The 19,422-nt window shown below is 62.3% G+C and carries 23 protein-coding genes and 1 tRNA gene; 15 read left to right on the top strand and 9 right to left on the bottom strand.

Annotated elements, in window-relative coordinates; translation table 11 throughout:
* Nucleotides 1-5: 5 nt before the first annotated feature.
* The 3 genes from ACFSM5_RS13950 to lepA all read left to right on the top strand — a co-directional run bounded on the left by ACFSM5_RS13950 (nucleotide 6) and on the right by lepA (nucleotide 3,936).
* Complete coding sequence (locus ACFSM5_RS13950) at nucleotides 6-1,088, top strand: BMP family ABC transporter substrate-binding protein (protein WP_379877043.1); 1,083 nt, start codon at nucleotides 6-8, stop codon at nucleotides 1,086-1,088.
* A gap of 129 nt (nucleotides 1,089-1,217) precedes the next feature.
* A complete protein-coding gene (locus tag ACFSM5_RS13945) occupies nucleotides 1,218-1,919 on the top strand; it encodes a tellurite resistance TerB family protein (protein WP_379877042.1) in 702 nt (233 codons plus the stop codon).
* Nucleotides 1,920-2,130: 211 nt separating this feature from the next.
* Nucleotides 2,131-3,936, top strand: a complete 1,806-nt coding sequence (gene lepA, locus ACFSM5_RS13940) for a translation elongation factor 4 (protein WP_379877041.1) — start codon at nucleotides 2,131-2,133, stop codon at nucleotides 3,934-3,936.
* A 131-nt stretch (nucleotides 3,937-4,067) separates the two neighbouring features.
* Here lepA and ACFSM5_RS13935 read toward each other — a convergent pair whose 3' ends face one another.
* Entirely contained in the window at nucleotides 4,068-4,370 is a 303-nt protein-coding gene (locus ACFSM5_RS13935) for a hypothetical protein (protein WP_379877040.1), read from the bottom strand.
* A 161-nt stretch (nucleotides 4,371-4,531) separates the two neighbouring features.
* Between ACFSM5_RS13935 and ACFSM5_RS13930 the strand changes: the two genes are divergently transcribed.
* From ACFSM5_RS13930 to ACFSM5_RS13920, 3 genes are read left to right on the top strand one after another with little or no spacing between them, the layout of a single operon-like run.
* Complete coding sequence (locus ACFSM5_RS13930) at nucleotides 4,532-5,665, top strand: DegT/DnrJ/EryC1/StrS family aminotransferase (protein WP_379877039.1); 1,134 nt, start codon at nucleotides 4,532-4,534, stop codon at nucleotides 5,663-5,665.
* Between the two features lie 3 nt (nucleotides 5,666-5,668).
* On the top strand, nucleotides 5,669-6,622 hold the full coding sequence (locus ACFSM5_RS13925; RefSeq protein WP_379877038.1) for an NAD-dependent epimerase/dehydratase family protein: 954 nt from the start codon (nucleotides 5,669-5,671) through the stop codon (nucleotides 6,620-6,622).
* A 15-nt stretch (nucleotides 6,623-6,637) separates the two neighbouring features.
* On the top strand, nucleotides 6,638-7,237 hold the full coding sequence (locus ACFSM5_RS13920; protein WP_379877037.1) for an acyltransferase: 600 nt from the start codon (nucleotides 6,638-6,640) through the stop codon (nucleotides 7,235-7,237).
* A gap of 9 nt (nucleotides 7,238-7,246) precedes the next feature.
* On the opposite strand, the gene ACFSM5_RS13915 is transcribed toward ACFSM5_RS13920, so the two are convergent.
* Complete coding sequence (locus ACFSM5_RS13915) at nucleotides 7,247-8,545, bottom strand: glycosyltransferase family protein (protein WP_379877036.1); 1,299 nt, start codon at nucleotides 8,543-8,545, stop codon at nucleotides 7,247-7,249.
* A 170-nt stretch (nucleotides 8,546-8,715) separates the two neighbouring features.
* Between ACFSM5_RS13915 and ACFSM5_RS13910 the strand changes: the two genes are divergently transcribed.
* A tRNA-Ser gene (locus tag ACFSM5_RS13910) sits at nucleotides 8,716-8,805 on the top strand.
* Between the two features lie 19 nt (nucleotides 8,806-8,824).
* Here the strand turns inward: ACFSM5_RS13910 and ACFSM5_RS13905 are convergent.
* A complete protein-coding gene (locus ACFSM5_RS13905; protein ID WP_379877035.1) occupies nucleotides 8,825-9,151 on the bottom strand; it encodes a hypothetical protein in 327 nt (108 codons plus the stop codon).
* An 82-nt stretch (nucleotides 9,152-9,233) separates the two neighbouring features.
* On the opposite strand from ACFSM5_RS13905, the gene soxR reads away from it, so the two are divergent.
* Together soxR and ACFSM5_RS13895 are read left to right on the top strand one after the other, a co-directional pair.
* Entirely contained in the window at nucleotides 9,234-9,674 is a 441-nt protein-coding gene (gene soxR, locus ACFSM5_RS13900) for a redox-sensitive transcriptional activator SoxR (RefSeq protein WP_379877034.1), read from the top strand.
* Nucleotides 9,675-9,749: 75 nt separating this feature from the next.
* On the top strand, nucleotides 9,750-10,193 hold the full coding sequence (locus tag ACFSM5_RS13895) for an Imm63 family immunity protein (RefSeq protein WP_379877033.1): 444 nt from the start codon (nucleotides 9,750-9,752) through the stop codon (nucleotides 10,191-10,193).
* Here the strand turns inward: ACFSM5_RS13895 and ACFSM5_RS13890 are convergent.
* Together ACFSM5_RS13890 and ACFSM5_RS13885 are read right to left on the bottom strand one after the other, a co-directional pair.
* The gene (locus ACFSM5_RS13890) at nucleotides 10,190-10,537 is read right to left on the bottom strand and encodes a GFA family protein (RefSeq protein ID WP_379877032.1); all 348 of its coding nucleotides are present in this window, start codon (nucleotides 10,535-10,537) and stop codon (nucleotides 10,190-10,192) included. The two genes, ACFSM5_RS13895 and ACFSM5_RS13890, sit on opposite strands and share 4 nt — an antisense overlap.
* 5 nt (nucleotides 10,538-10,542) lie before the next feature.
* Nucleotides 10,543-10,767 (bottom strand): tautomerase family protein, encoded by a 225-nt coding sequence (locus ACFSM5_RS13885; RefSeq protein WP_379877031.1) that lies wholly within the window; start codon nucleotides 10,765-10,767, stop codon nucleotides 10,543-10,545.
* A gap of 211 nt (nucleotides 10,768-10,978) precedes the next feature.
* Here ACFSM5_RS13885 and ACFSM5_RS13880 point away from each other — a divergent pair, with 211 nt between their 5' ends.
* Nucleotides 10,979-11,203, top strand: coding sequence for a tautomerase family protein (locus tag ACFSM5_RS13880; RefSeq protein WP_379877030.1), 225 nt, complete (start codon nucleotides 10,979-10,981; stop codon nucleotides 11,201-11,203).
* A gap of 9 nt (nucleotides 11,204-11,212) precedes the next feature.
* Here the strand turns inward: ACFSM5_RS13880 and ACFSM5_RS13875 are convergent, their stop codons facing one another.
* From ACFSM5_RS13875 to ACFSM5_RS13865, 3 genes are all read right to left on the bottom strand, one after another.
* Nucleotides 11,213-13,297, bottom strand: a complete 2,085-nt coding sequence (locus tag ACFSM5_RS13875) for a methyl-accepting chemotaxis protein (protein WP_379877029.1) — start codon at nucleotides 13,295-13,297, stop codon at nucleotides 11,213-11,215.
* Nucleotides 13,298-13,468: 171 nt separating this feature from the next.
* The gene (locus tag ACFSM5_RS13870) at nucleotides 13,469-13,870 is read right to left on the bottom strand and encodes a DUF6220 domain-containing protein (protein WP_379877028.1); all 402 of its coding nucleotides are present in this window, start codon (nucleotides 13,868-13,870) and stop codon (nucleotides 13,469-13,471) included.
* Nucleotides 13,867-14,421, bottom strand: coding sequence for an NAD(P)H-dependent oxidoreductase (locus tag ACFSM5_RS13865; RefSeq protein WP_379877027.1), 555 nt, complete (start codon nucleotides 14,419-14,421; stop codon nucleotides 13,867-13,869). The genes ACFSM5_RS13870 and ACFSM5_RS13865 overlap by 4 nt, the downstream gene beginning before the upstream one ends.
* 100 nt (nucleotides 14,422-14,521) lie before the next feature.
* Here ACFSM5_RS13865 and ACFSM5_RS13860 point away from each other — a divergent pair, with 100 nt between their 5' ends.
* Together ACFSM5_RS13860 and ACFSM5_RS13855 are read left to right on the top strand one after the other, a co-directional pair.
* The gene (locus tag ACFSM5_RS13860) at nucleotides 14,522-15,421 is read left to right on the top strand and encodes a LysR family transcriptional regulator (protein WP_379877026.1); all 900 of its coding nucleotides are present in this window, start codon (nucleotides 14,522-14,524) and stop codon (nucleotides 15,419-15,421) included.
* Nucleotides 15,422-15,450: 29 nt separating this feature from the next.
* A complete protein-coding gene (locus ACFSM5_RS13855) occupies nucleotides 15,451-16,383 on the top strand; it encodes a DMT family transporter (RefSeq protein WP_379877025.1) in 933 nt (310 codons plus the stop codon).
* Nucleotides 16,384-16,499: 116 nt separating this feature from the next.
* On the opposite strand, the gene ACFSM5_RS13850 is transcribed toward ACFSM5_RS13855, so the two are convergent.
* Entirely contained in the window at nucleotides 16,500-17,852 is a 1,353-nt protein-coding gene (locus ACFSM5_RS13850) for an anti-phage deoxyguanosine triphosphatase (RefSeq protein WP_379877024.1), read from the bottom strand.
* 119 nt (nucleotides 17,853-17,971) lie between these two features.
* Here ACFSM5_RS13850 and ACFSM5_RS13845 point away from each other — a divergent pair, with 119 nt between their 5' ends.
* From ACFSM5_RS13845 to ACFSM5_RS13835, 3 genes are all read left to right on the top strand, one after another.
* Nucleotides 17,972-18,349, top strand: a complete 378-nt coding sequence (locus tag ACFSM5_RS13845) for a DUF427 domain-containing protein (RefSeq protein WP_379877023.1) — start codon at nucleotides 17,972-17,974, stop codon at nucleotides 18,347-18,349.
* Between the two features lie 59 nt (nucleotides 18,350-18,408).
* A complete protein-coding gene (locus tag ACFSM5_RS13840; protein WP_379877022.1) occupies nucleotides 18,409-18,897 on the top strand; it encodes a hypothetical protein in 489 nt (162 codons plus the stop codon).
* Nucleotides 18,898-19,004: 107 nt separating this feature from the next.
* On the top strand, nucleotides 19,005-19,367 hold the full coding sequence (locus ACFSM5_RS13835) for a response regulator (protein ID WP_379877021.1): 363 nt from the start codon (nucleotides 19,005-19,007) through the stop codon (nucleotides 19,365-19,367).
* Nucleotides 19,368-19,422: the final 55 nt, after the last annotated feature.

The raw sequence follows: 19,422 nt of genomic DNA, 5'->3' as shown, positions 1-19,422 counted from the left end.
GAGCGGTGAAAACTCTATTCAAATCCGTGGTGCTGGGCGCAGCAGCCCTGGCGCTGGCTTCGGCAGCGCCAGCAGTGGCGCAGGATAAGACCAAGATCGGCTTCATTTACGTTGGTCCGATCGGCGATCATGGCTGGTCCTATCGCCATGACGTGGGTCGTCTGGCCATCGAGAAGGCCTTCCCGGGCAAGGTCGAGACCACCTATGTCGAAAGCGTGCCGGAAGGCGCCGACGCCGAGCGCGTCATTCAGCAGCTGGTGTCCAAGGGCAACAACCTGATCTTCACCACCTCCTTCGGCTTCATGGAGCCGACCCTGAAGGTGGCGCAGCGCAATCCGAAGGTCTTCTTCGAGCATGCGACCGGCTTCAAGCGCGCCGCCAACGTCGCGACCTACGCCGCCCGCTTCCACGAGGGCCGCACCGTCATCGGCACCATTGCGGGCAAGATGACCAAGTCGGGCATCGTCGGCTATGTGGCCTCGGTTCCCATCCCCGAAGTCGTCTCGGGCATCAATGCCTTCACCATCGCGCTCCGCAAGGAACGTCCCGACGCCCAGGTGAAGGTCATCTACGTCAATTCCTGGTATGATCCGGGCAAGGAAGCCGCTGCTGCCAAGGCGCTGATCGACCAGGGTGCCGACATCATCACCCAGCACACCGACAGCCCGGCCGCGATTCAGGAAGCCGAAAAGCGCGGCGTCTATGCCTTCGGTCAGGCATCGGACATGGCGAAGTTCGGTGGCAAGGCTCACCTGACCTCGATCATCGACAATTGGGACAAGTATTATGTCGAACGCACCAAGGCGGTGCTCGATGGTACCTGGAAGTCGGGCGACATCTGGGGTGGCCTCGATACCGGCATGGTCGAAATCGGGCCGTATAACCCGGTGATGCCGAAGGAAGTCGTCGATGCGGCCGAAGCCGTGAAGAAGGGTCTGATCGAAGGCAAGATCCATTCCTTCACCGGCCCGCTGAAGGATAAGGACGGCAAGGAACGTATCGCTGCCGGCAAGACCGCCACCGACGCAGAAATGCTGTCGATGGACTGGTACGTCGAAGGCGTGTCGGGCGACCTGCCGAAGAAATAAGCCACCCCGTGGCTTGGGATACGAAGGGCCGGAGGGAAACCTCCGGCCCTTTTTCGTTTGGGAGGCGTTCCCCCTGAAAAACGCCGTTATCCATCCCCATGTTCAGGCCTCCATAACCAGGAGGGACTGATGGATCCGAAGCGGCTTCTCGACCAATTTCTCGGCCAGGGCGCAGGCGGCAAGGCCGGTGACATGATGGCCAAGGCCAAGGACGCCCTCGGGAAATCCGGTATGGGCGGTATGGGCGGCGGCCTTGCCGCCGGTGGCATGCTGGGTCTGCTGCTCGGCTCCAAGAAGGTGCGCAAGATGGCGGGTGGCGTCGTCGGCTACGGCGGTGCGGCCGCTTTGGGTGCGTTGGCCTATCGCGCTTACGAGAATTGGCAGGCAGGCAAGAAGGCCAATGAAGCCCCGGCCGCGATCCCTTCCGATGCACCGCCCGTCGGATCGAAGTTCCTGCCCAACGGCAATCAGGATGCGGGCGGGCGACCGTTCGAACTGTCGCTGGTGCTGGCGATGATCGGGGCTGCGAATGCCGACGGCCATATCGGCAGCGACGAGCAGCGCGCGATCTTCGATCAGGCGAGCAAGATGGGCCTGGATGCCGAAGACAAGGCCTTTGTCTTCGATGCCCTGGGCAAGCCGCCGAGCCTGGATGACATTGCCCGCATGGCGCAGGGGCCGGAACAGGCGGCGGAGCTTTGGCTGGCCTCGCGCCTTGCCATCGACCCGGATGAGGCGGTGGAGCGCGCCTATCTCGACGCCCTGGCCCATAAGCTGAAACTGCCCGCCGATCTGACGGCCCATCTGGAGCGGCAGATCCAGGTGGCTTGAGTCTCAAGACCGCAAGAAAAGGTCGTCATCCCGGTGCTTGACACCGGGATCTTCTCCGGGTGCGTTTCCGCACGGTGCTGTTTCCAATTGGACAGGCCCCGGAGGAGATCCCCCGCATGAAGCGGGGGATGACGGTGAAGGGAGAACCGCACCTTGCTTCAAAGGACGCCTCGCCCTATGGTGCGGCGCGTCTTACCAGCTAGAATGCCCCATGACTGACCTTTCGCTGATCCGTAACTTCTCCATCGTCGCCCATATCGACCACGGCAAGTCCACGCTTGCCGACCGGCTGATTCAATTCTGCGGCGGTCTTACCGCGCGCGAGATGAAGGAGCAGGTGCTCGATAACATGGATATCGAGCGCGAACGCGGCATCACGATCAAGGCGCAGACGGTCCGTCTGCTGTATAAGGCCAAGGACGGCAAGACCTATACCTTCAACCTGATGGACACGCCGGGCCACGTCGACTTCGCCTATGAAGTCTCGCGCTCGCTGGCTGCCTGCGAAGGCTCGCTGCTGGTCGTCGATGCCTCCCAGGGCGTCGAGGCACAGACGCTGGCCAACGTCTATCAGGCGCTGGATGCCAACCACGAAATCGTGCCGATCCTGAACAAGGTCGATCTGCCCGCCGCCGATTGCGAGCGCGTGAAGACCCAGATCGAAGATGTCATCGGCCTCGATGCCTCCGAAGCGGTCGAGATTTCGGCCAAGACCGGCCTGAATATCGAAGGCGTGCTGGAAGCGATCGCGCAAAAGCTGCCCGCGCCGACCGGCGATGCCACGGCCCCGCTCAAAGCCCTGCTGGTCGACAGCTGGTACGATCCCTACCTGGGCGTCGTGCTGCTGGTCCGCGTCAAGGAAGGCGTGCTGAAGCAGGGCGCCAAGGTCAAATTCATGTCCAACCACGCGCTCTATCAGGTCGACCGCGTCGGTGTCTTCACGCCCAAGGCCGTGAATATTCCGGAGATGGGGCCGGGTGAAATCGGCTTCATCACCGCCGGTATCAAGGCGGTGGCGGATTGCGCCGTCGGTGACACGATCACTGAAGAAAAGCGCCCCGCGACCGAAGCGCTGACCGGCTTCAAGCCGTCGGTGCCGGTGGTGTTCTGCGGTCTCTTCCCGGCCGATGCCGCGGAATTCGAGAACCTGCGCGAAAGCCTGCAGAAGCTGCGCCTAAACGATGCGTCCTTCCAGTTTGAAACCGAAACCTCGGCCGCGCTGGGCTTTGGTTTCCGCTGCGGCTTCCTGGGCCTGCTGCATCTCGAAATCATCCAGGAACGCCTGGAGCGCGAATTCGACCTCGATCTCGTGACGACCGCGCCGTCGGTCATCTACAAGATCCACCTCACCAATGGTGAAGTGATGGAGATGCATAATCCGGCCGATATGCCGGATCCGGTGAAGATCGACCATATCGAAGAGCCCTGGATCAAGGCGACGGTGCTGGTGCCGGACGAGTATCTGGGCGCGGTGCTGGCCCTCTGCCAGGAACGCCGCGGCATCCAGACCGATCTGACCTATGTCGGCAACCGCGCGATGATCTCCTATCGCCTGCCGCTGAACGAAGTGGTCTTCGACTTCTATGACCGCCTGAAGTCGGTCAGCCGTGGTTATGCCAGCTTCGATTATCAGCCGGACACCTACGAGGAAGGCGACCTCGTGAAGATGGCGATCCTGGTGAACAGCGAGCCGGTCGACGCGCTTTCCACCATCGTTCACCGCAGCCAGGCCGAAACCCGCGGCCGCGCGCTGTGCGTGAAGCTGAAGGAACTGATCCCGCCCCAGCTGTTCCAGATCGCGGTGCAGGCTGCCCTGGGTGGCCGCATCATCGCCCGCGAAAGCGTGCGCGCGATGCGCAAGGACGTGCTGGCCAAGTGCTATGGCGGCGATATCAGCCGCAAGCGCAAGCTGCTGGACAAGCAGAAGGAAGGCAAGAAGCGGATGCGGCAGTTCGGCAAGGTCGAAATCCCGCAGTCGGCGTTCCTCGCAGCGCTCAAGACCAGCGGCGATAAGTAAGAAAAAGGGGCGCCTCTGGCGTCCCTTTTTATTTAAGCCCGCGCGGCGTTTGAGCGGCCCCGTCAGGGGCGCGTGAAAGACAGAAAAAAGGGCGCCCTAGGCGCCCTTTTTTATTTGAACTGGTGGGCCTATCAGACCCGGCGGGGCAGAGAGGCCGACAGGATCCAGCACAAGCCGCCGAACAGCGTGGCCACGGCACAGGCGGGAACAGCCAGCAGGAAGTTCAGAATGCCAGTTAACACCGGCTTGCCCGAGCGGGTCATGGCGCCGAGCGTCTGTTCCAGCGACGCAGAATGCATCTGCAGCCAGACGTCGCGCAGGCTCGAAAAATGCACATGCTGCTGATGGATCGACTGGAAGGCATCGCGCAACAGGAAGAACAGTGCGGTGATCAGCAGAATCATGCCAATCCAGGTAAGAAGATGACGAAGCATTCGGACTCGATGTTTTGGGAAATGCTGTAGCGCTGAGGCCGCATATTAGCGGCAGATCCCGCTACGTCAAATGCCGGGCGCTGGTCGCGGTCCGTCTTGCCGAAGCCCATCGTACCTGATACCCCTTCGCCCGCCGCGCCGCCACGGAGTATCGGACTGTCATGAGCCAGACACTTATCCCGCTCGCCGTCCCGGAACTGGGGGAAGAGGAATGGCAGGCCGTTCGCGAGCCGCTGTTTTCCGGATGGGTCGTCCAGGGACCCAAGACCCTGGCGTTCGAGAAGGCCTTTGCCCAGGAGCACGGGGTGTCCCATGCGTTGGCGACGACTTCCTGCACGACCGCCCTGCATCTGGCCTTACTGGCCCTTGGGATCGGACCGGGGGATGAGGTCATTGTGCCGTCCTTCACCTGGGTCGCGACGGCGAATGCCGTGCTCTATTGCGGGGCAACGCCGATCCTGGCCGATGTGGATCCGGTCAGCTTCCTGACGACGCCCGAGGAATTCCTGAAGCGCCTGACTCCGCGCACCAAGGCGGTGGTGCCGGTGCATCTGTTCGGTCTGTGTGTAGACGTCATGGCGCTGCGCGCGGTCCTGCCGCCGGACGTCCGGATCGTCGAAGATGCCGCCTGCGCTGCTGGCGGGCAGGTGCAGGGGCAATCGCCCGGTGGCCTTGGCGATGTCGCGGCTTTTTCCTTCCATCCCCGCAAGTCGATCACGACCGGCGAAGGCGGCATGGTCACGACCAATGACGATGCACTGGCAAGCAAGGTCGCCATTCTGCGCAACCATGGTCTCAATCCCGCAGCCGGGAAGCAGCCGCCGCACTATATGCCGCCGGTCGACGACCTCGGTTATAACTACCGCATGACGGATATCCAGGCGGCGGTCGGGCTGGTGCAGCTGGGAAAGCTGAACCGCTTCATCGACACCCGCGCGGCGGGCGCCCGGCGCTATGCCGAAGGGCTGGCCGGGATCAACTGGCTGACGCTGCCGTCCGAACCCCAGGGCGGGCGCCATGCCTGGCAGGCCTATGTGGTGTCGGTGGACCCCTCGCTGACGCCGGTCGGGCGTGACGGCATCATGGATCTGCTGGCGGCGCAGGGCATCCAGACCCGGCCGGGAACCCAGGCCGTGCATATGCTGGGTTACTATGCGGACCGCTTCGGGTATCGTCCCGAGGATCTCCCGGGTGCCCAGGCCGCTGCTGCCAACAGCATGGCGCTGCCGCTGCATACCCGCATGAGTGATGACGACTATAGCCGTGTGATCGCGGCGCTGAAGGATATTGGATAAGACATGCTCAAGAATCAGACCATCCTCATCACCGGCGGTGCCGGTTTCATAGGCAGCACCATTGCGCAGCGGCTGGTGGATGAGAATGATGTCATCGTCTTTGACAATATGAGCCGCAATGCCCTGAAGGATTCGCCGGTCGCCGGTCACCCCAGACTGACGGTCGTCCAGGGCGACGTGCTGGATGAGGCGGCGGTCACGAAAGTGGTCGGCTCGGCGGATTATATCGTGCATGCCGCCGGTGTTGCCGGGATCGACACGGTGGGGCGCAAGCCGGTGAATACGATGCGCGTCAATATGGTCGGCTCGGCAAACGTCCTGGAGGCGGCGGCCCAGACGGGGCGCGCAAAGCGTGTCCTATGTTTCTCGACCAGTGAAGTCTTCGGTCAACATGCGATGGGCGCGACGGAAACTGATCGCACTGTGATTGGTGCGGTCGGCGAAGCCCGCTGGACCTATGCCGTCAGCAAGCTGGCGGAAGAACATCTGGCGATTGCCTACCACAAGCAGATGGGGTTGGGCACATCCGTGGTCCGGCCGTTCAATGTCTATGGCCCCGGTCAGGTGGGCGAAGGGGCTTTGCGCACCTTCATTCAGCGGGCTCTGCGGAATGAGACGATCGAGATTCACGGCAACGGCACGCAGATCCGCGCTTGGTGTTATGTCGACGATATGGTCGATGGGGCGTTGGCCGCCCTCACGCTGCCCCAGGCGATTGGCGAATCCTTCAATATCGGGAACGCCCGCAGTGTCGAGACGATCTATGGCCTCGCCAATACCGTGATCCGCGTCTTGGGGTCGAAATCCGAGATTACCTTTATCCGCAAGGACTACGCCGACGTCGAACTACGGGTTCCCTCCATCGGCAAAGCCAAGGACATGCTGGGCTTTGAAGCTCAGGTAAGCCTTGAAGAAGGCATCCGGCGCACGGCCGACTTCATCAAAGCCTCGCTCTAAGGGCAAGGGACGGCCATGTTCAAGAATTCCGCCAGAAGCCTGTCGCTCAGAACCGACCTCATAAAATATTTCATGAGCTTTCTGATGAGCGACGACGAGCGGGCGGAGATGCATGGCCTTCCCGAAGGCTGCCGCATGCGCGAGAACGCCAAGATCTATAGCCCCGAGAATCTGGAATGTGGGGAATATGTCTGGATTGGCGAGAATGCAAAACTGGATGCCTCCGGTGGGCTCAGCATCGGCTCGCACACCAGCATTGGCCTGAACGTCTGTATCTGGTCGCACACCAGCATGCTGACCAATGTGCTGATGGAGAATGCCTCGGGATCGCCGCTGATCCGGCGCAAGAAGACGCAGATCGGGTCCGGCTGTTTCATCGGCGGGCCCAGCGTCGTCTATTCCGGCGTGACGATGGGCGACTGCACCGTGGTGCTGCCGATGTCGACCGTCACCTCCGACACCAAGGGTTTCGAGATCGTCGGCGGTTCGCCCGCGCGTACCATTCGCGAAGTCACGCCCGATTATATCGCCAAGGAACTGGCCCAGGCCGATATCGACGACGCCCGTCGCAAGGCCTTGATGGATGATTTCGTGCGGCGATACGAGGCGCGATAACGCGCCTACTCAGTTTTCCTCGGCCACCAGCGTGGCGAAACGCTGCTGCAGGGCAGGCTTATCATCCAGACCCAGCGCGGCAAGGCCATGGGCCGCGACGATCCGCCGGGTTCTCTCGGTCAGCGCCGCCCGGTCGATACCGGCCCCCCAACGATAGGGCAGCTGCATCGGGTCGAGGATCCAGGCAGGCGGAATGTCGCCTTCCAGAAGGCGTCGCATCCGGCCGCCGATCTCCCGCAGGCTCCATTTCTGGGCGATGAACTGCTGGGCCGCGCTATTGAGGCGGTTGCGCTCCTGCGCATCGGTTGCAAGGAGCCGGATGGCGTCCTTCAAAGTCTCCGGCGTGCAGATGGCGGATGGCGGGCGCATCTCCGGCGGAATGGCCGCAACGCACTCCTCAAGCTCATAGCCGCTGACGACCGCGATCTTACCGAAGGCCGCGGCCTCCGTGGCAAATCCGGCCAGCGGCGTGTCGGAATAGGCTTGATCGATCACGAAGTCGCACGCGCAGAGGGCGTCCAGCACCTCGCTATGCGGCTTGCCGGTGATCTTGACGAGGCGCAGGTCGATGCCTTCGTCGCGCAGTTCCGCCACCGCGCGCTCGATCAGCGGCGTGCCCTTGATCAGGGGGCGGGAGGGGCTGTGCAGGGCGATCACCTCGCCCGATGCCTGTGCCCGTGCAGCGCTGTCCGGAATGATCCGGTCGCGGGGCGGGGCGAAGGGGGCGCCGATGGCGTAGTGATTGACGATCGGGGCCTTATGGAGCTGCGCGGTCAAAGGATTGCAAAGGATGGCATCGGCATAACGCTCGATGACCCTCAGACGCCGCCGCTTGCGCAGTGTCCGGCGGGGGTAGCGGGCAATCTCCTTCGCGGTTTCGGGCGCGCTGGGCATCCCGATCATCCAGGGCGGCCGCGTATCCGAGCCGTTGAAGACAAAGACCAGCCGCTTGCCCAGCTTTTTTAACAGCCATAGATCGAGCCCAAGCGCGTCATTGGTGATCGACTGCGAAAAGCCGAACAGGAAGGCGTCATAACGGGCGGCGGCGATGGGCAGATAAAGCCAGCGCAAGGGCCGATCCAGCAGCTTGACGGCGGTCTTTGCCAGGAAGGCGAGGGCATTACGGGTCGGGGTGCGGCCCCAGCTCAGCAGGCGGGGGATCAGGTCGCCTGGTTCCTCCTGCCCGGCATAGGCGAAGGGGCTCTTGCGAAACAGGGTGAGACGGGCATCGAGCCCTGAAAGTCTCAGGGCTTCGGTGATCGACCGATAGTATCCGGCAACCTCGATCGGTCCGACAAAAACCCGCATGGAAACCCGAACCTTTGATCTGCCAGAAAGCGAAGCGGTATGGGGCCGATTTCTATCAGCACTGGCTGACGCGGGAAAGTAGGGACGCGCCGAGATTTTTCCGTATCAGAAGCTGCACGCTCCTCTTGCAACCGGCCCCGATTTCGGTATGGTGTCGGCCTTCCGACGAAGGAGGGGTGGCCGAGTGGTTGAAGGCGCACGCCTGGAAAGTGTGTATACGAGAAATCGTATCGTGGGTTCGAATCCCATCCCCTCCTCCATTCTCAGCATTGTCCGACCTCAGGTCAATTCCAGCGCCCGGTAGTTTCCCATATCGACCTTGACCCCCAACCCTGCCATGACGGCTGGGCGGTCGATGCCTTGAGCGCGGTCGTAGTCCGCGATGGCGGCGATGATCGGGTCGACCGCCTCGGGGCCGGAAAATTCCAGCAGGGCGACGAAGTTAAAAATGCCCGGTCCGGGATATTGCTCCATCATCGACGCCCGCACGAAACCCGGTTGGGCGCTGATCACGGCTTGGGTCTCTACGATGAAATCCAGGAATTCTCCCCGGCTTTGCGTTGGGACGGCGAATTTATTGATACGGAAAACGGGGGCGGGATTCATGGCTGGGACTCCGGTTCATGGGGTTGACGGATCCGACGCTACGACCTCAAGTTAACTTGAGGTCAACAGCGAAATTAAAGCCATGGCAAAAGCCGCTCAGGATCTGCTGATGGTGGGTGAGGTTGCGGCGCGCAGTGGCGTTGCGGTCTCGACGTTGCATTTCTATGAGGCCAAGGGCCTGATCCGCTCGTTCCGCAGCGCGGGCAACCAGCGACGCTACCGGCGTGGGGTGCTGCGGCGGGTGGCGGTGATCAAGGTTGGCCAGCGCACCGGCATTCCCCTGGCGGATATCAAGCGGGCGCTGGATCTGCTGCCCGCCGACCGGCCCCTGACGGCGGAGGATTGGCGCCTGCTGTCCGACGGCTGGCGTGCCGATCTGGACGAGCGGATTGCCAAGCTGACGGCCCTGCGTGATCAATTGGGCGATTGCATCGGTTGCGGTTGCTTGTCGATGGAGGCCTGCCCCCTACGGAACCCCGATGATAGTCTGGGGGTCAGGGGCGGTGGGCCGCAGCTGATCTAAGGAAGAACCATAGGCCAGCCGGATATTCAGTCACTGACCGAGTTTCAGCAGGAGGTTGCGCGCCTGCTGGAGATCTTGGACCAGCACATCGATCCAAGCTGGCATGGTCGCAACGCGGCGGGCGAGACGCTGGATTTCACCCGCTGTCCGCCGGTGACCTTCGATCGGCCGGAGGGGGATGCCACTCCCTTTATTGAGGGTGGCGACGGGCTGTTTCATTTCATCATCAGCGAGCGCGGGCAGGAACGCAGGCGTAAGAGCGGCGACGCCGACCAAGTGCTCTACCTGCTGTTCTGCAGCATCACCTTCATGCTCGCAGTTCGGTTCGAACTGACGAACAGGATCGCTGGCCAGGATAGCCGTCGGCAGATGTTTGCCAAGCAGGTGGCACTGCTGGCGCTGCTGAATGCCCGCTGGGCGGAGAGTCAGGCAGTGGAGCACCGCCGTATTCTGCGAACGGCGCCCTTCACCGATAGCCCGCTGGAGCGGCTGCGGGCCGGTCTGCGGCGGTTCTTTTAGAGGCTGGCGCCGTCATATTGATCGACCGGCAGGGCCTTGACGTCGAAATTATCGAGGCAACGCACGTTGATGGCCACCATCTCCTGCCCGTTCGGCGCCTTGGCCTGACCGAACGTGCCGACGCCGCAGGTCTTGCAGAAGCGGTGGTGGATGACCTTCTTGTTGAATTGATAGTCGCTGAGCGCTTCCTCTCCCTGTAGCAGAGTGAAGGCAGAGGCCGGAGCGAAGGCCAGCAGATGCCCCTTGCGGCGACAGATCGAGCAATTGCATTCCAGCAGCCGGTCGATCGTGGTGTCGACCTCGAATTTCACGGCGCCGCAATGACAGCTTCCGGTGTGATGCATGGCGCTCACTTCTTCTGGGAGGCCACGAAGGCGCGGTATTCCTCGGCAGGCAGGCCGCCGATGCCCCAATTGTCCATCTCGACCTCATCGATCACCACGACCGTGGTGGCGGGGTTCTTGTTCAGGACGTTCTTCAGCAGATCGGTGACGCCCTTGATCAGTTCGGCCTTCTGCTCGGGGGTGACGGGGCCGCTGCGTTCGCGCGTGACCTTGATATTGACGTAGGGCATCGATGGTCTCCTCGATTTTTATGAGTGCGGCCCCGAGCCTACGGCAGGTCGTCGGATTTGTCGATTTGATGAGCCGTTTAGGCGGCTTTACCGCAGAGCATCTTAAGTGAGTAAATTGCACTTAGTGCGACCAAAAACTCGTTTTGCCGTTTCGGGATGGCGCGGGACAAGAGGGCGTCTGAAACGCCTCTTGCCTCGAAGGAACCGGTCGATGCCTTACGTCAATATCAAGGTCACGCGCGAACGCAGCGGCCCCGTCACCCCCGAGCAGAAGGCCGAGCTGATCAAGGGCGTCACCGATCTGCTGGTCAAAACCCTCAATAAGAATCCCAAGACGACCATTGTCGTGATCGACGAGGTCGATATGGACAATTGGGGCATCGGCGGCCTGCCGTGCGAAGACTATCGCGCCCTGGCCGCCGCGCAGCAGAAATAGCGCAACCCCTTATGCCGCGCGGATATCGCCGAGGAAGCCTTCGATGGCGTTCTTGAGCTGATCCCCCTGGCGCGCCAAGCTTTCGGAGGCGCCGAGGACTTGCTGGGCAGCCTCGCCGGTCTCCGAGGCGCCCTTGGTGACATCGATGATATTCTCCGACACCTGCTGGGTGCCGATGGCGGCTTGCTGAACGTTACGCGCGATCTCCTGGGTGGCCGCGCCCTGTTCTTCGACGGCGGCGGCGACCGTGGTGGCGATATCGTTCATGCGGGTGATGGTGCGGCCGATCTCTTCAATGGAGGCGGCAACTTGGCTGGTCTCGCCCTGCACGCCGGAGACCTGGGCGGCGATCTCCTCGGTTGCCTTGGCGGTCTGGGTCGCGAGGTTCTTGACCTCGGAGGCAACCACCGCAAAGCCTTTGCCCGCTTCACCGGCACGGGCAGCCTCGATGGTGGCATTCAGGGCCAGCAGATTGGTCTGGGCGGCGATGCCGTTGATGAGGGTTACCGCTTCGCCGATGCGCTGGGCGGCCTGATCCAGCAGACGAACCTGCTGCACGGTGCGGTCGGCTTCGGTGGTCGCGCGCTGGGCGATGACCGCACTTTCCTGCACCTGACGGCTGATTTCGCTGATCGAGGAACTGAGTTCTTCGGACGCCGCCGCCACCGTCTGTACATTGGCGGATGCCTGTTCGGAAGAGGCGGCGACGCTGGTTGCCTGACTGTTGGTGCGCTCGGCCGTGCGGCTCATCTGGCGGGCGGTGGCCTGCATCTGCCCGGCGGCGCCGGTCATATCCTGCAGCACGCCTGCGGACTGTTCCTCGAACCGATGGATGAAGTCGTCGACCTTCTGCTGGCGCGCCAGCTTCTGCGCCTGTTCTGCCGTGCGGGCGGAGGTCAGGGCATCGGCTTCGATGGCGGTCAGGCGCAGGTTTTCGATAGCCTTGGCCATGCGGCCGATTTCGTTCCCGCGTTCGATGAAGGGCACCGTCTGCTCGCGGTCGCCATCGGCCAGATGGCTGACGGTATCGGTCAGGGTGGCCAGCGGATGCACGACCTGACGGCGCAGCATCACCACAATCACAATCAGCGCGATGGCGGTGATGGCGACCAGCAGCACGGTCAGGCCGACGATCAGGGTGGCAGAGGAGCGGGCGTCGTAAGCGCGCTTCTGGCTTTCCGTCAGGGCGGCATTGCGCAGACCCAGGATGCTCTGCAGTTCCGGCACGATGGCGGCGATCATCTCGCCGGCGGGCTGGTCGTAGGGTTTGCCTGCGCGCGACGCCTGGATATGGCGGTCGACGAGCGCGCTGCCCCGCCCGAAATAGGCGTCGGCGGTGGTCTTCTCGGCATTCAGCAGGGCGGCGGGCGATCCCACCTGGGCGACGCCGTGGTGGATGCGCTCACGCAACACATCGACGCGGCCCCGCAGTTGTTCGATACGGTCGTTCTCGCCTTGATTGAGCGGGCGTCCGGCCCCCATGGCCCCGCCAAGAGTGGCGGCCTGCTGGCCCGCGCTCTCGCGCATATCGGCGGCCATGCGGGCGATGGTATTGACGGCGGCGACCGAGGGGTCAGCCAGCACGGTCGCGGCTTCCAGCGCATTGAGCACGATGTTGAGGTCGTCCAGCAGCGCGAACATGCGTGGGAAATAATCGACGATCAGCGATCCGCGCGCCTCCCGCGGCTTGCCGATTTCCGCATCCACATCGCGGCGGATGCTGGCCAGTTGGCTCGTCACTTTCGTCAGTGCCTGGGTCATAGCGGCATCGTTGAGGCCGGAGGCGGAGACAGCCTGACTGACGGCGGCCAAGGCTTCGTCGGTCTTGCCCCGCACTTCGGTCAGCTTGGCGCGAGCGGTTGCGTCCGCGACCTTGGTGTCGGAGAGGAAGGTTGAGGAGGGGCCGCGTTCCAGCGCCATGATCTCGACCGCCCGCAAGGTGGCGGCAAAGCTCCGGGAATTATCGATGGCCTCACCCTTCTGGGCCAGCGTCCTGCCGCCGGTGATCAGGATCTCCCCGGCCAGCAGGGCCAGCAGCAGGCCGATGACGATGGCGCCAATCTGCACATAGGTGCTGATGCGAAACTGTTTCACGGCGGCGCCCTCCCCAGGGTTTTTGCACGGTGACAAAGACTCCGGGAAGATTGCGCTTAATCATTAAGGATGAGGAAATAATTTTACTTAAATGGATGGGATTTTTTCAGTTACTTCGATTTTGGTAAATACTTATTAATCTTTGGTCTTGGTTTAGTTTGTGGACATATTTTATGATGAAATCTTCAATACGGTATTAAGGTCAATGTTTCTGGCCTTCCTCTCCCGTCGATACAGCTTCATGGCGACGATAACCGCCGTCCCCATCAGGACGATGGCATTCACCGGATGTAGGGCGGCGAGCAGGGTCAGGCCGCTTTCGGCCGCGCCTGCCAGTCCGATCTGAATCAGGAAAATGGTGAGCAACGCCAAGGTCCACCAGCGCACCGGCCGCGCCTGGGGCATCAGCCAGGGGAGGATCGCCAGGATCAGAACCGGCAGTCCGATGGTGCTGCCCAGGGCGATGTGGGCTCCCCAGAGGGCGGCATCATGAAAGGTCGCGAGACCGACGGTCAGGAACTGGCCCAACAACAGCAACGGCACGCTCCAGGCAAGCAGGGAGAGCGCCCTCATGCTGCCATCTCCAGTTTGGACAGGAGTCCGGCGATCCGGGCGGCGTAGCGGGAGGCGGCGGCGCGCACCACATCGTCGGGAGCACCGCGAGTCTCGAACACCACAAACGGCTGTTCCCAGGTGAAGCCGCAGCGGTATGCCGTTGCCTGCAAGGGGCGCAGGATCTCGTCGATGCTATAGCGGTTGCGCCCGTCTTCGGCATAGGTGGCTTCGGAGGCCCCGGCGGTCACCGCCAGCATGAAGCGACGCCCGGAGAGATGACGGCCCTGATGATCGTAATCGAGGTAGATCATGTGGGTCAGGATCGTGTCCTGCCATTCCTTGAGGCGCGATGGCGTCGAATACCATTGCAGGGGGAACTGCAGCACGATGGTGCGGGCATCCAGCAGGCGGGTGCATTCGCGATCCACATCGATCTCGCCGTCAGGATACAGGCTGTAGAGATCGGCAATCTCGACGCCCAGCAGGTTGGTCGCGGCCCGCAGCATGGCGCGATTTGTGCGCGAGGTTTCGATGTCGGGATGGGCGGACAGGATCAGGACTTCACTCATGGCAACCTCCGTCATTGGCGTGTCGGTTGGGATGAGTTGAGGATGCCGGTCGTGGCATTATTTATCCAAACGATAGAAAATATATCATATCATCCGTTTCATGAATTTACGTGGCATCGACCTCAATCTGCTGGTGATCCTTGACGCGCTGCTGGACGAGGGGCATGTGACGCGCGCCGCCATGCGCCTGGGGCTGTCGCAGCCTGCTACCAGCAGCGCGCTTGACCGCTGCCGCCATCTCTTTTCCGATCCGTTGCTGGAGCGGCGCGCGGGCGGCATGGCACTCACGGCCCGTGCGGAAGCCCTGAAAGTGCCGTTGAAGCGCGCGCTGGCGGCGGCTGCCCAGGTCTTGGATCTGCCCGAAGAGGATCTGGCGACGCTGCGGCGGACGATCCGGATGATCTTTACCGATCACCCCGCTGCCCTGATCGCGGCCAATCTCCACGGCTGCCTCAAGGAGACGGCTCCTGGCCTCGACATGGTGCTGATGCCCTGGCACGGATCGGATGACGCACTCGACAAGCTGGGGCGGGGGGACGTGGAGATCATCGCCACGATCTCGCCGACGCTCGGCACGGATTTCCGGCAGATCGAAGTGTCTTTCGAGACCTATGTCGTCGCCATGCGCGCCGATCATACCGCCGCGCAACACTTCGACCTCGACCGCTGGCTGGCCTATCCCCACATCGTGGTGTCGGGCCGGGGGGCGGGGCCGACCGAGATGGATCGTCTGCTGGCTCAAACGGGACGGCAGCGGCGGGTGGGGATGGTGGTGCCTTCCTTCCTGATGGTGCCGTCGCTCCTGGCGGCTTCGGACATGATGGCGCTGATCCCCCGGCGCTGCCTGACCGGCGTGGCGCAGGCAGAGCTTGCGGTGCTGGATCCGCCGATCCCGGTGCCGGGGTTCCCGCTCTATCTGGCGACCCATGCGCGGAACGACGGGGATATCGCCGTCCGCCATGTGGTGCAGGAGATAGCGGCCATGCTGCGGCAGCTTTGAGATTGATCTCCCGCTGAAGGCGGGGCAGGGTGCCTGTCCTATCCTATTGGGGTCTGCCGCCCGAAGGCTTAACCATGCCGCTGCATTATTTCCTCGTTCCGCTTGCGACCGTGCTGATCTGGTCGGGCAATCTGATCGTCAATAAGCTGTCAGCGGGGGCGATCGCGCCCGGTGCCATCGCGCTCTATCGCTGGGTGCTGGCGCTGCTGGTGATGACGCCCTTCATCGCGCCGTCGGTCTGGCGCTATCGCCGGGAGATTTCGGCGGTCTGGTGGAAGCTGGCGATCCTGGGGCTGCTGGGGCTGGCGATGTGGCAGGGGCTAGCCTATTTCGCGGCGGCCTTCACCTCGGCCACCAACATGGGGATCTTTGTCCCCATCGTGCCGCTGATTACCCTGTTGTTGTCGGCGCTCATCCTGCGCGAGCGGCCCAGCGTCGGCGCGCTTTTGGGTGGGATTGTCGCGCTGGTGGGCCTCGCGGTCCTGATGGGTCATGGCGATCCTCTGAAGGTGCTGGACTTGGGTGTTGGTCTGGGCGACGGGCTGATGCTGGTCGCCTGCGTCACCTATGCCGGATATAGCGTGCTGCTGCGCCGCTGGACCTTCGAAATCCCGCGCTGGACCGCGCTCTATGTCCAGGCCAGCTTCGCGACGCTGTTCCTGGTGCCGAGTTTCTTCCTGGGCGAAGCCTCGCCGATCACCGCGCAGAATATCTGGCTGATCCTCTATGCCGCGATCCCAGCCTCGATTGTGTCGACGTATCTCTGGATGCTGTCGATCCGCCTGCTGGGCGCCAATCGGGCCAGCATTTTCATGAACCTCGTGCCGGTGCTCACCGCAGCCTTCGCGATCCTGTTCTTAGGTGAAGCGCCCGCGCTCTATCACTTCATCGGCGGCGGGCTGGCCCTGCTGGGCGTGGCGCTGGCCCAGGTGGTGACCAAGCCGCTGCCGCGGTTTAGCTAACTTGTCATCCCGGCCCCCGAGCCGGGATCCGGCCGTCATTTCACCAAACTCTAGCGTTGCTGATTGCAACAGCCTTCGGCCAGATCCCGGATCAAGTCCGGGATGACAGCCAATATTTAAAGCCTGTCGAACACCGACCCCATGCGCGGGCTGAATAGCCGCTCGTAGGTCTTGAGCAGGAAATTATCCGTCATCCCGGCGATATAATCGCAGATGCGACGCGGATCGTTGCCGTCTGCCTCATAGAGGGCAAAGGCATCGGCGGGCAGGAAGGATTTCGGTTCGGACTGCAGCGCCTCGAAGACGGAAACCACCATCTTCTGGCCCTTGAATTCCAACTGCTGAACGTTGGGCGACAGGATCACCTTGTCGGCCACGAAACGCTTCAGAGCCTCCAGGAAAGCCTTGATCGGCGCGGGCAGGGTCGCCTGGAAATCGAGCAGAGGTTCCTCAAACAGCCGTTGGGTTTTGACCTCCGCCGCCATGATGAAATAGCCGACGAGGCGGTTGATGCAGTGTTTGCGTTCCGCCCCGCTGCCGAACAACTGCTTCACGAAGCCGCCATAGACGTCGTTGGCGGATTCCTTGGCATAGGTCTTCTTGAGGTAGTCGAGATAGGGCGCGCAGGCCGCTTCGCTGACGCCGTCCTTCGGGTGCAGGAAGTCCTGACGGGTGATGAGACCCAGGGCGATGGCATCTTCCATGTCATGGATGCCATAGGCGATATCGTCGGCCACATCCATGATCGAGCAATCGAAGCTTTTATAGAGCGGCTTGGCGTGTTTGCCCTCGACCGGTTGGACGCTTTGGAACAGTGCGCGATCCTTGGGTGACAGCGGCGCCAGAATCCAGTCGACGGCCTCCTGTTCGCTGTCAAAGTAGCATTTAGGCGGCTTGGAGCGCTTGCGGTCGATGATCTGGATGGCGCTGGGGCGGCTGTCCAGGACAGGCGCAAGTTTCGGGTTGAAAGCTGCCTTATAGCTCGCGGGATATTTCAGCACCCCCAGCAGGGCGCGGCGGGTGACGTCCGTCCCCTTGCTGTCGTCGGAGAATTTTTCCAGGCGCGAGAGGATGCGCAGAGTCTGGCCGTTCCCTTCGAACCCGCCTGCGTTGCGCATGCAGTAGTTCAGCGCCACCTCGCCGCCATGGCCAAACGGCGGATGGCCCATGTCGTGGCTGGATCCGATGGTCTGCACCAGGGCGTGATCGGGCAGATGGGGATGGATTGGGTGCGCTTTCGGCAGGGCGCGGAATTGCCGCAGGATGCCGCTGGCGATCTGCGCCACTTCCAGGGAATGGGTCAGGCGGGTGCGATAGAAATCGCTGTCGCCAAGATTGAGAATCTGGGTCTTGCCCTGCAGGCGCCGGAAGGAGGCCGAATGGATGACGCGGCCATAGTCGACATCCCAGGGCGTGCGCGCATCTCCCTCGCGGGGGTTCCAGCCGCTTCGACGTTCTGCCCAGACCATTGCCGCTCCTTCATGCTTGGCGCCCGGCAGACTAGCGCAAATGCCGCTCCCGCCTCCACGCTCTTGCGCTCGGCAGCGGGGATTCCGACATGGAGGATGCGATACTTAGGAGGAACGCCATGTCGGAACGCCCCGTGAAGATCCCCGGACCCGATCATCCCATCACCATCGGCCCCAGCGGCAGACGTGTGGTGGTCAAGGCGGGCGGGCAGGTCATCGCCGATACTGTGAACGCCAAGATCCTCCAGGAAGCCAGCTATCCCAAGGTGCTCTATATTCCGCGGGAAGATGTGGATATGGGCCTGCTGGAGCGCACGGATCACACCAGCTACTGCCCCTATAAAGGCGAGGCGTCCTACTACAGCATTCCGGCGGGTGGGGAGCGGTCGCGCAATGCGATCTGGAGCTATGAGACGCCCCATCCGGCCGCCAGCGCCATCGCCGGGCATCTGGCCTTCTATCCCGACCGGATCGACAGCATCGTCGAGGGCGGATAAATCGTAGGCACGCATATTGCTATATACCCGCTGATTTTGTGATTTCTCGGGGCTTTGAAATGCAGATTTTGCCGACCACTTCCGCTGCCAGCGGCCTTTTGCCTGGCATCAAGGGAGATGCGCTCGAGGCAGGGGAAGAGCTGAAGGGGGAAACTCCTGCCGAGATCCTGCATGAGATCACCAAGGATGGTCTGCGCGGCCTGATGAAATGGCAGCTGGAGGAACTGGAGGAGAAGATCACCCAGGAAGTCCTCGCCAGCCACGGCCTGACCCCGGAAAGCCTCAACGCCCTGCCGCCCGAGCAGAAGATGGCGATGATGGACCTCATCAAGAAAGAGGTCGCCGAACGGCTGAAACAGGCGGTGGACGAGCAGTTGAAGAAGGAAGGCAAGGCCCAGTTCGCCCTCAACAGCGCGCCAGCCCAGCCCGAAGCGCTTCAGGTACTGATCGGCGGCCAGGAAGCACAGAATAATCCGTCGGGCAAGAAGAACGGCGGCGCGTCGGACAGCGGCCTGTTCGGTTTACAATCGCCCTTCGGCGACGACTGAGGCGCTGGGACATATTTAAAATGCCGTTCGACTGTCGTTGATCGCGGTCGATTGTCCTGAATAGATTGACCTGAAGGTTTACGCTTCAGGTAGAGGCTCTGTCTCCTTTGCGTATTCTGATCGTAGAAGACGAGATGATCACGGCCATGCATCTCGAAGATCTGGCCATCGAATTGGGGCATACCGTGGTTGGCACCGCGCAGACGGCGTCGGCTGCCGTTTCTGCTGCCGATAGTTTCCGCCCGGATCTGGTGTTGATCGATCTACGGCTTGCCCATGGCACCGATGGGGTGGAGGCGGCGATGGAAATTCGGCGGCGCCAGAACATTCCGTCAATCTTCATCTCCGGTAAGCTGGATGACGCGAGCCGCAAGCGGGCAGCGCCCGCCCGTCCGCTCGGGTACATCACGAAACCCTTCACCCGTGAAGATCTGGCCCTGGCACTGGCCGAGGCGCAGAGTCAGATCTGATTTCGGCGGAACGGCCGGTCAGCCAGCACGTTCTCCTTGTGGATAACAAGGAGCC

Origin of the sequence: Lacibacterium aquatile, from assembly GCF_042683105.1 — a bacterium.
GTDB lineage: Bacteria > Pseudomonadota > Alphaproteobacteria > Elsterales > Elsteraceae > Lacibacterium > Lacibacterium aquatile.
Note: the sequence above shows the minus strand (reverse complement) of the source record. Positions and strands in the feature narration are given on the sequence as shown.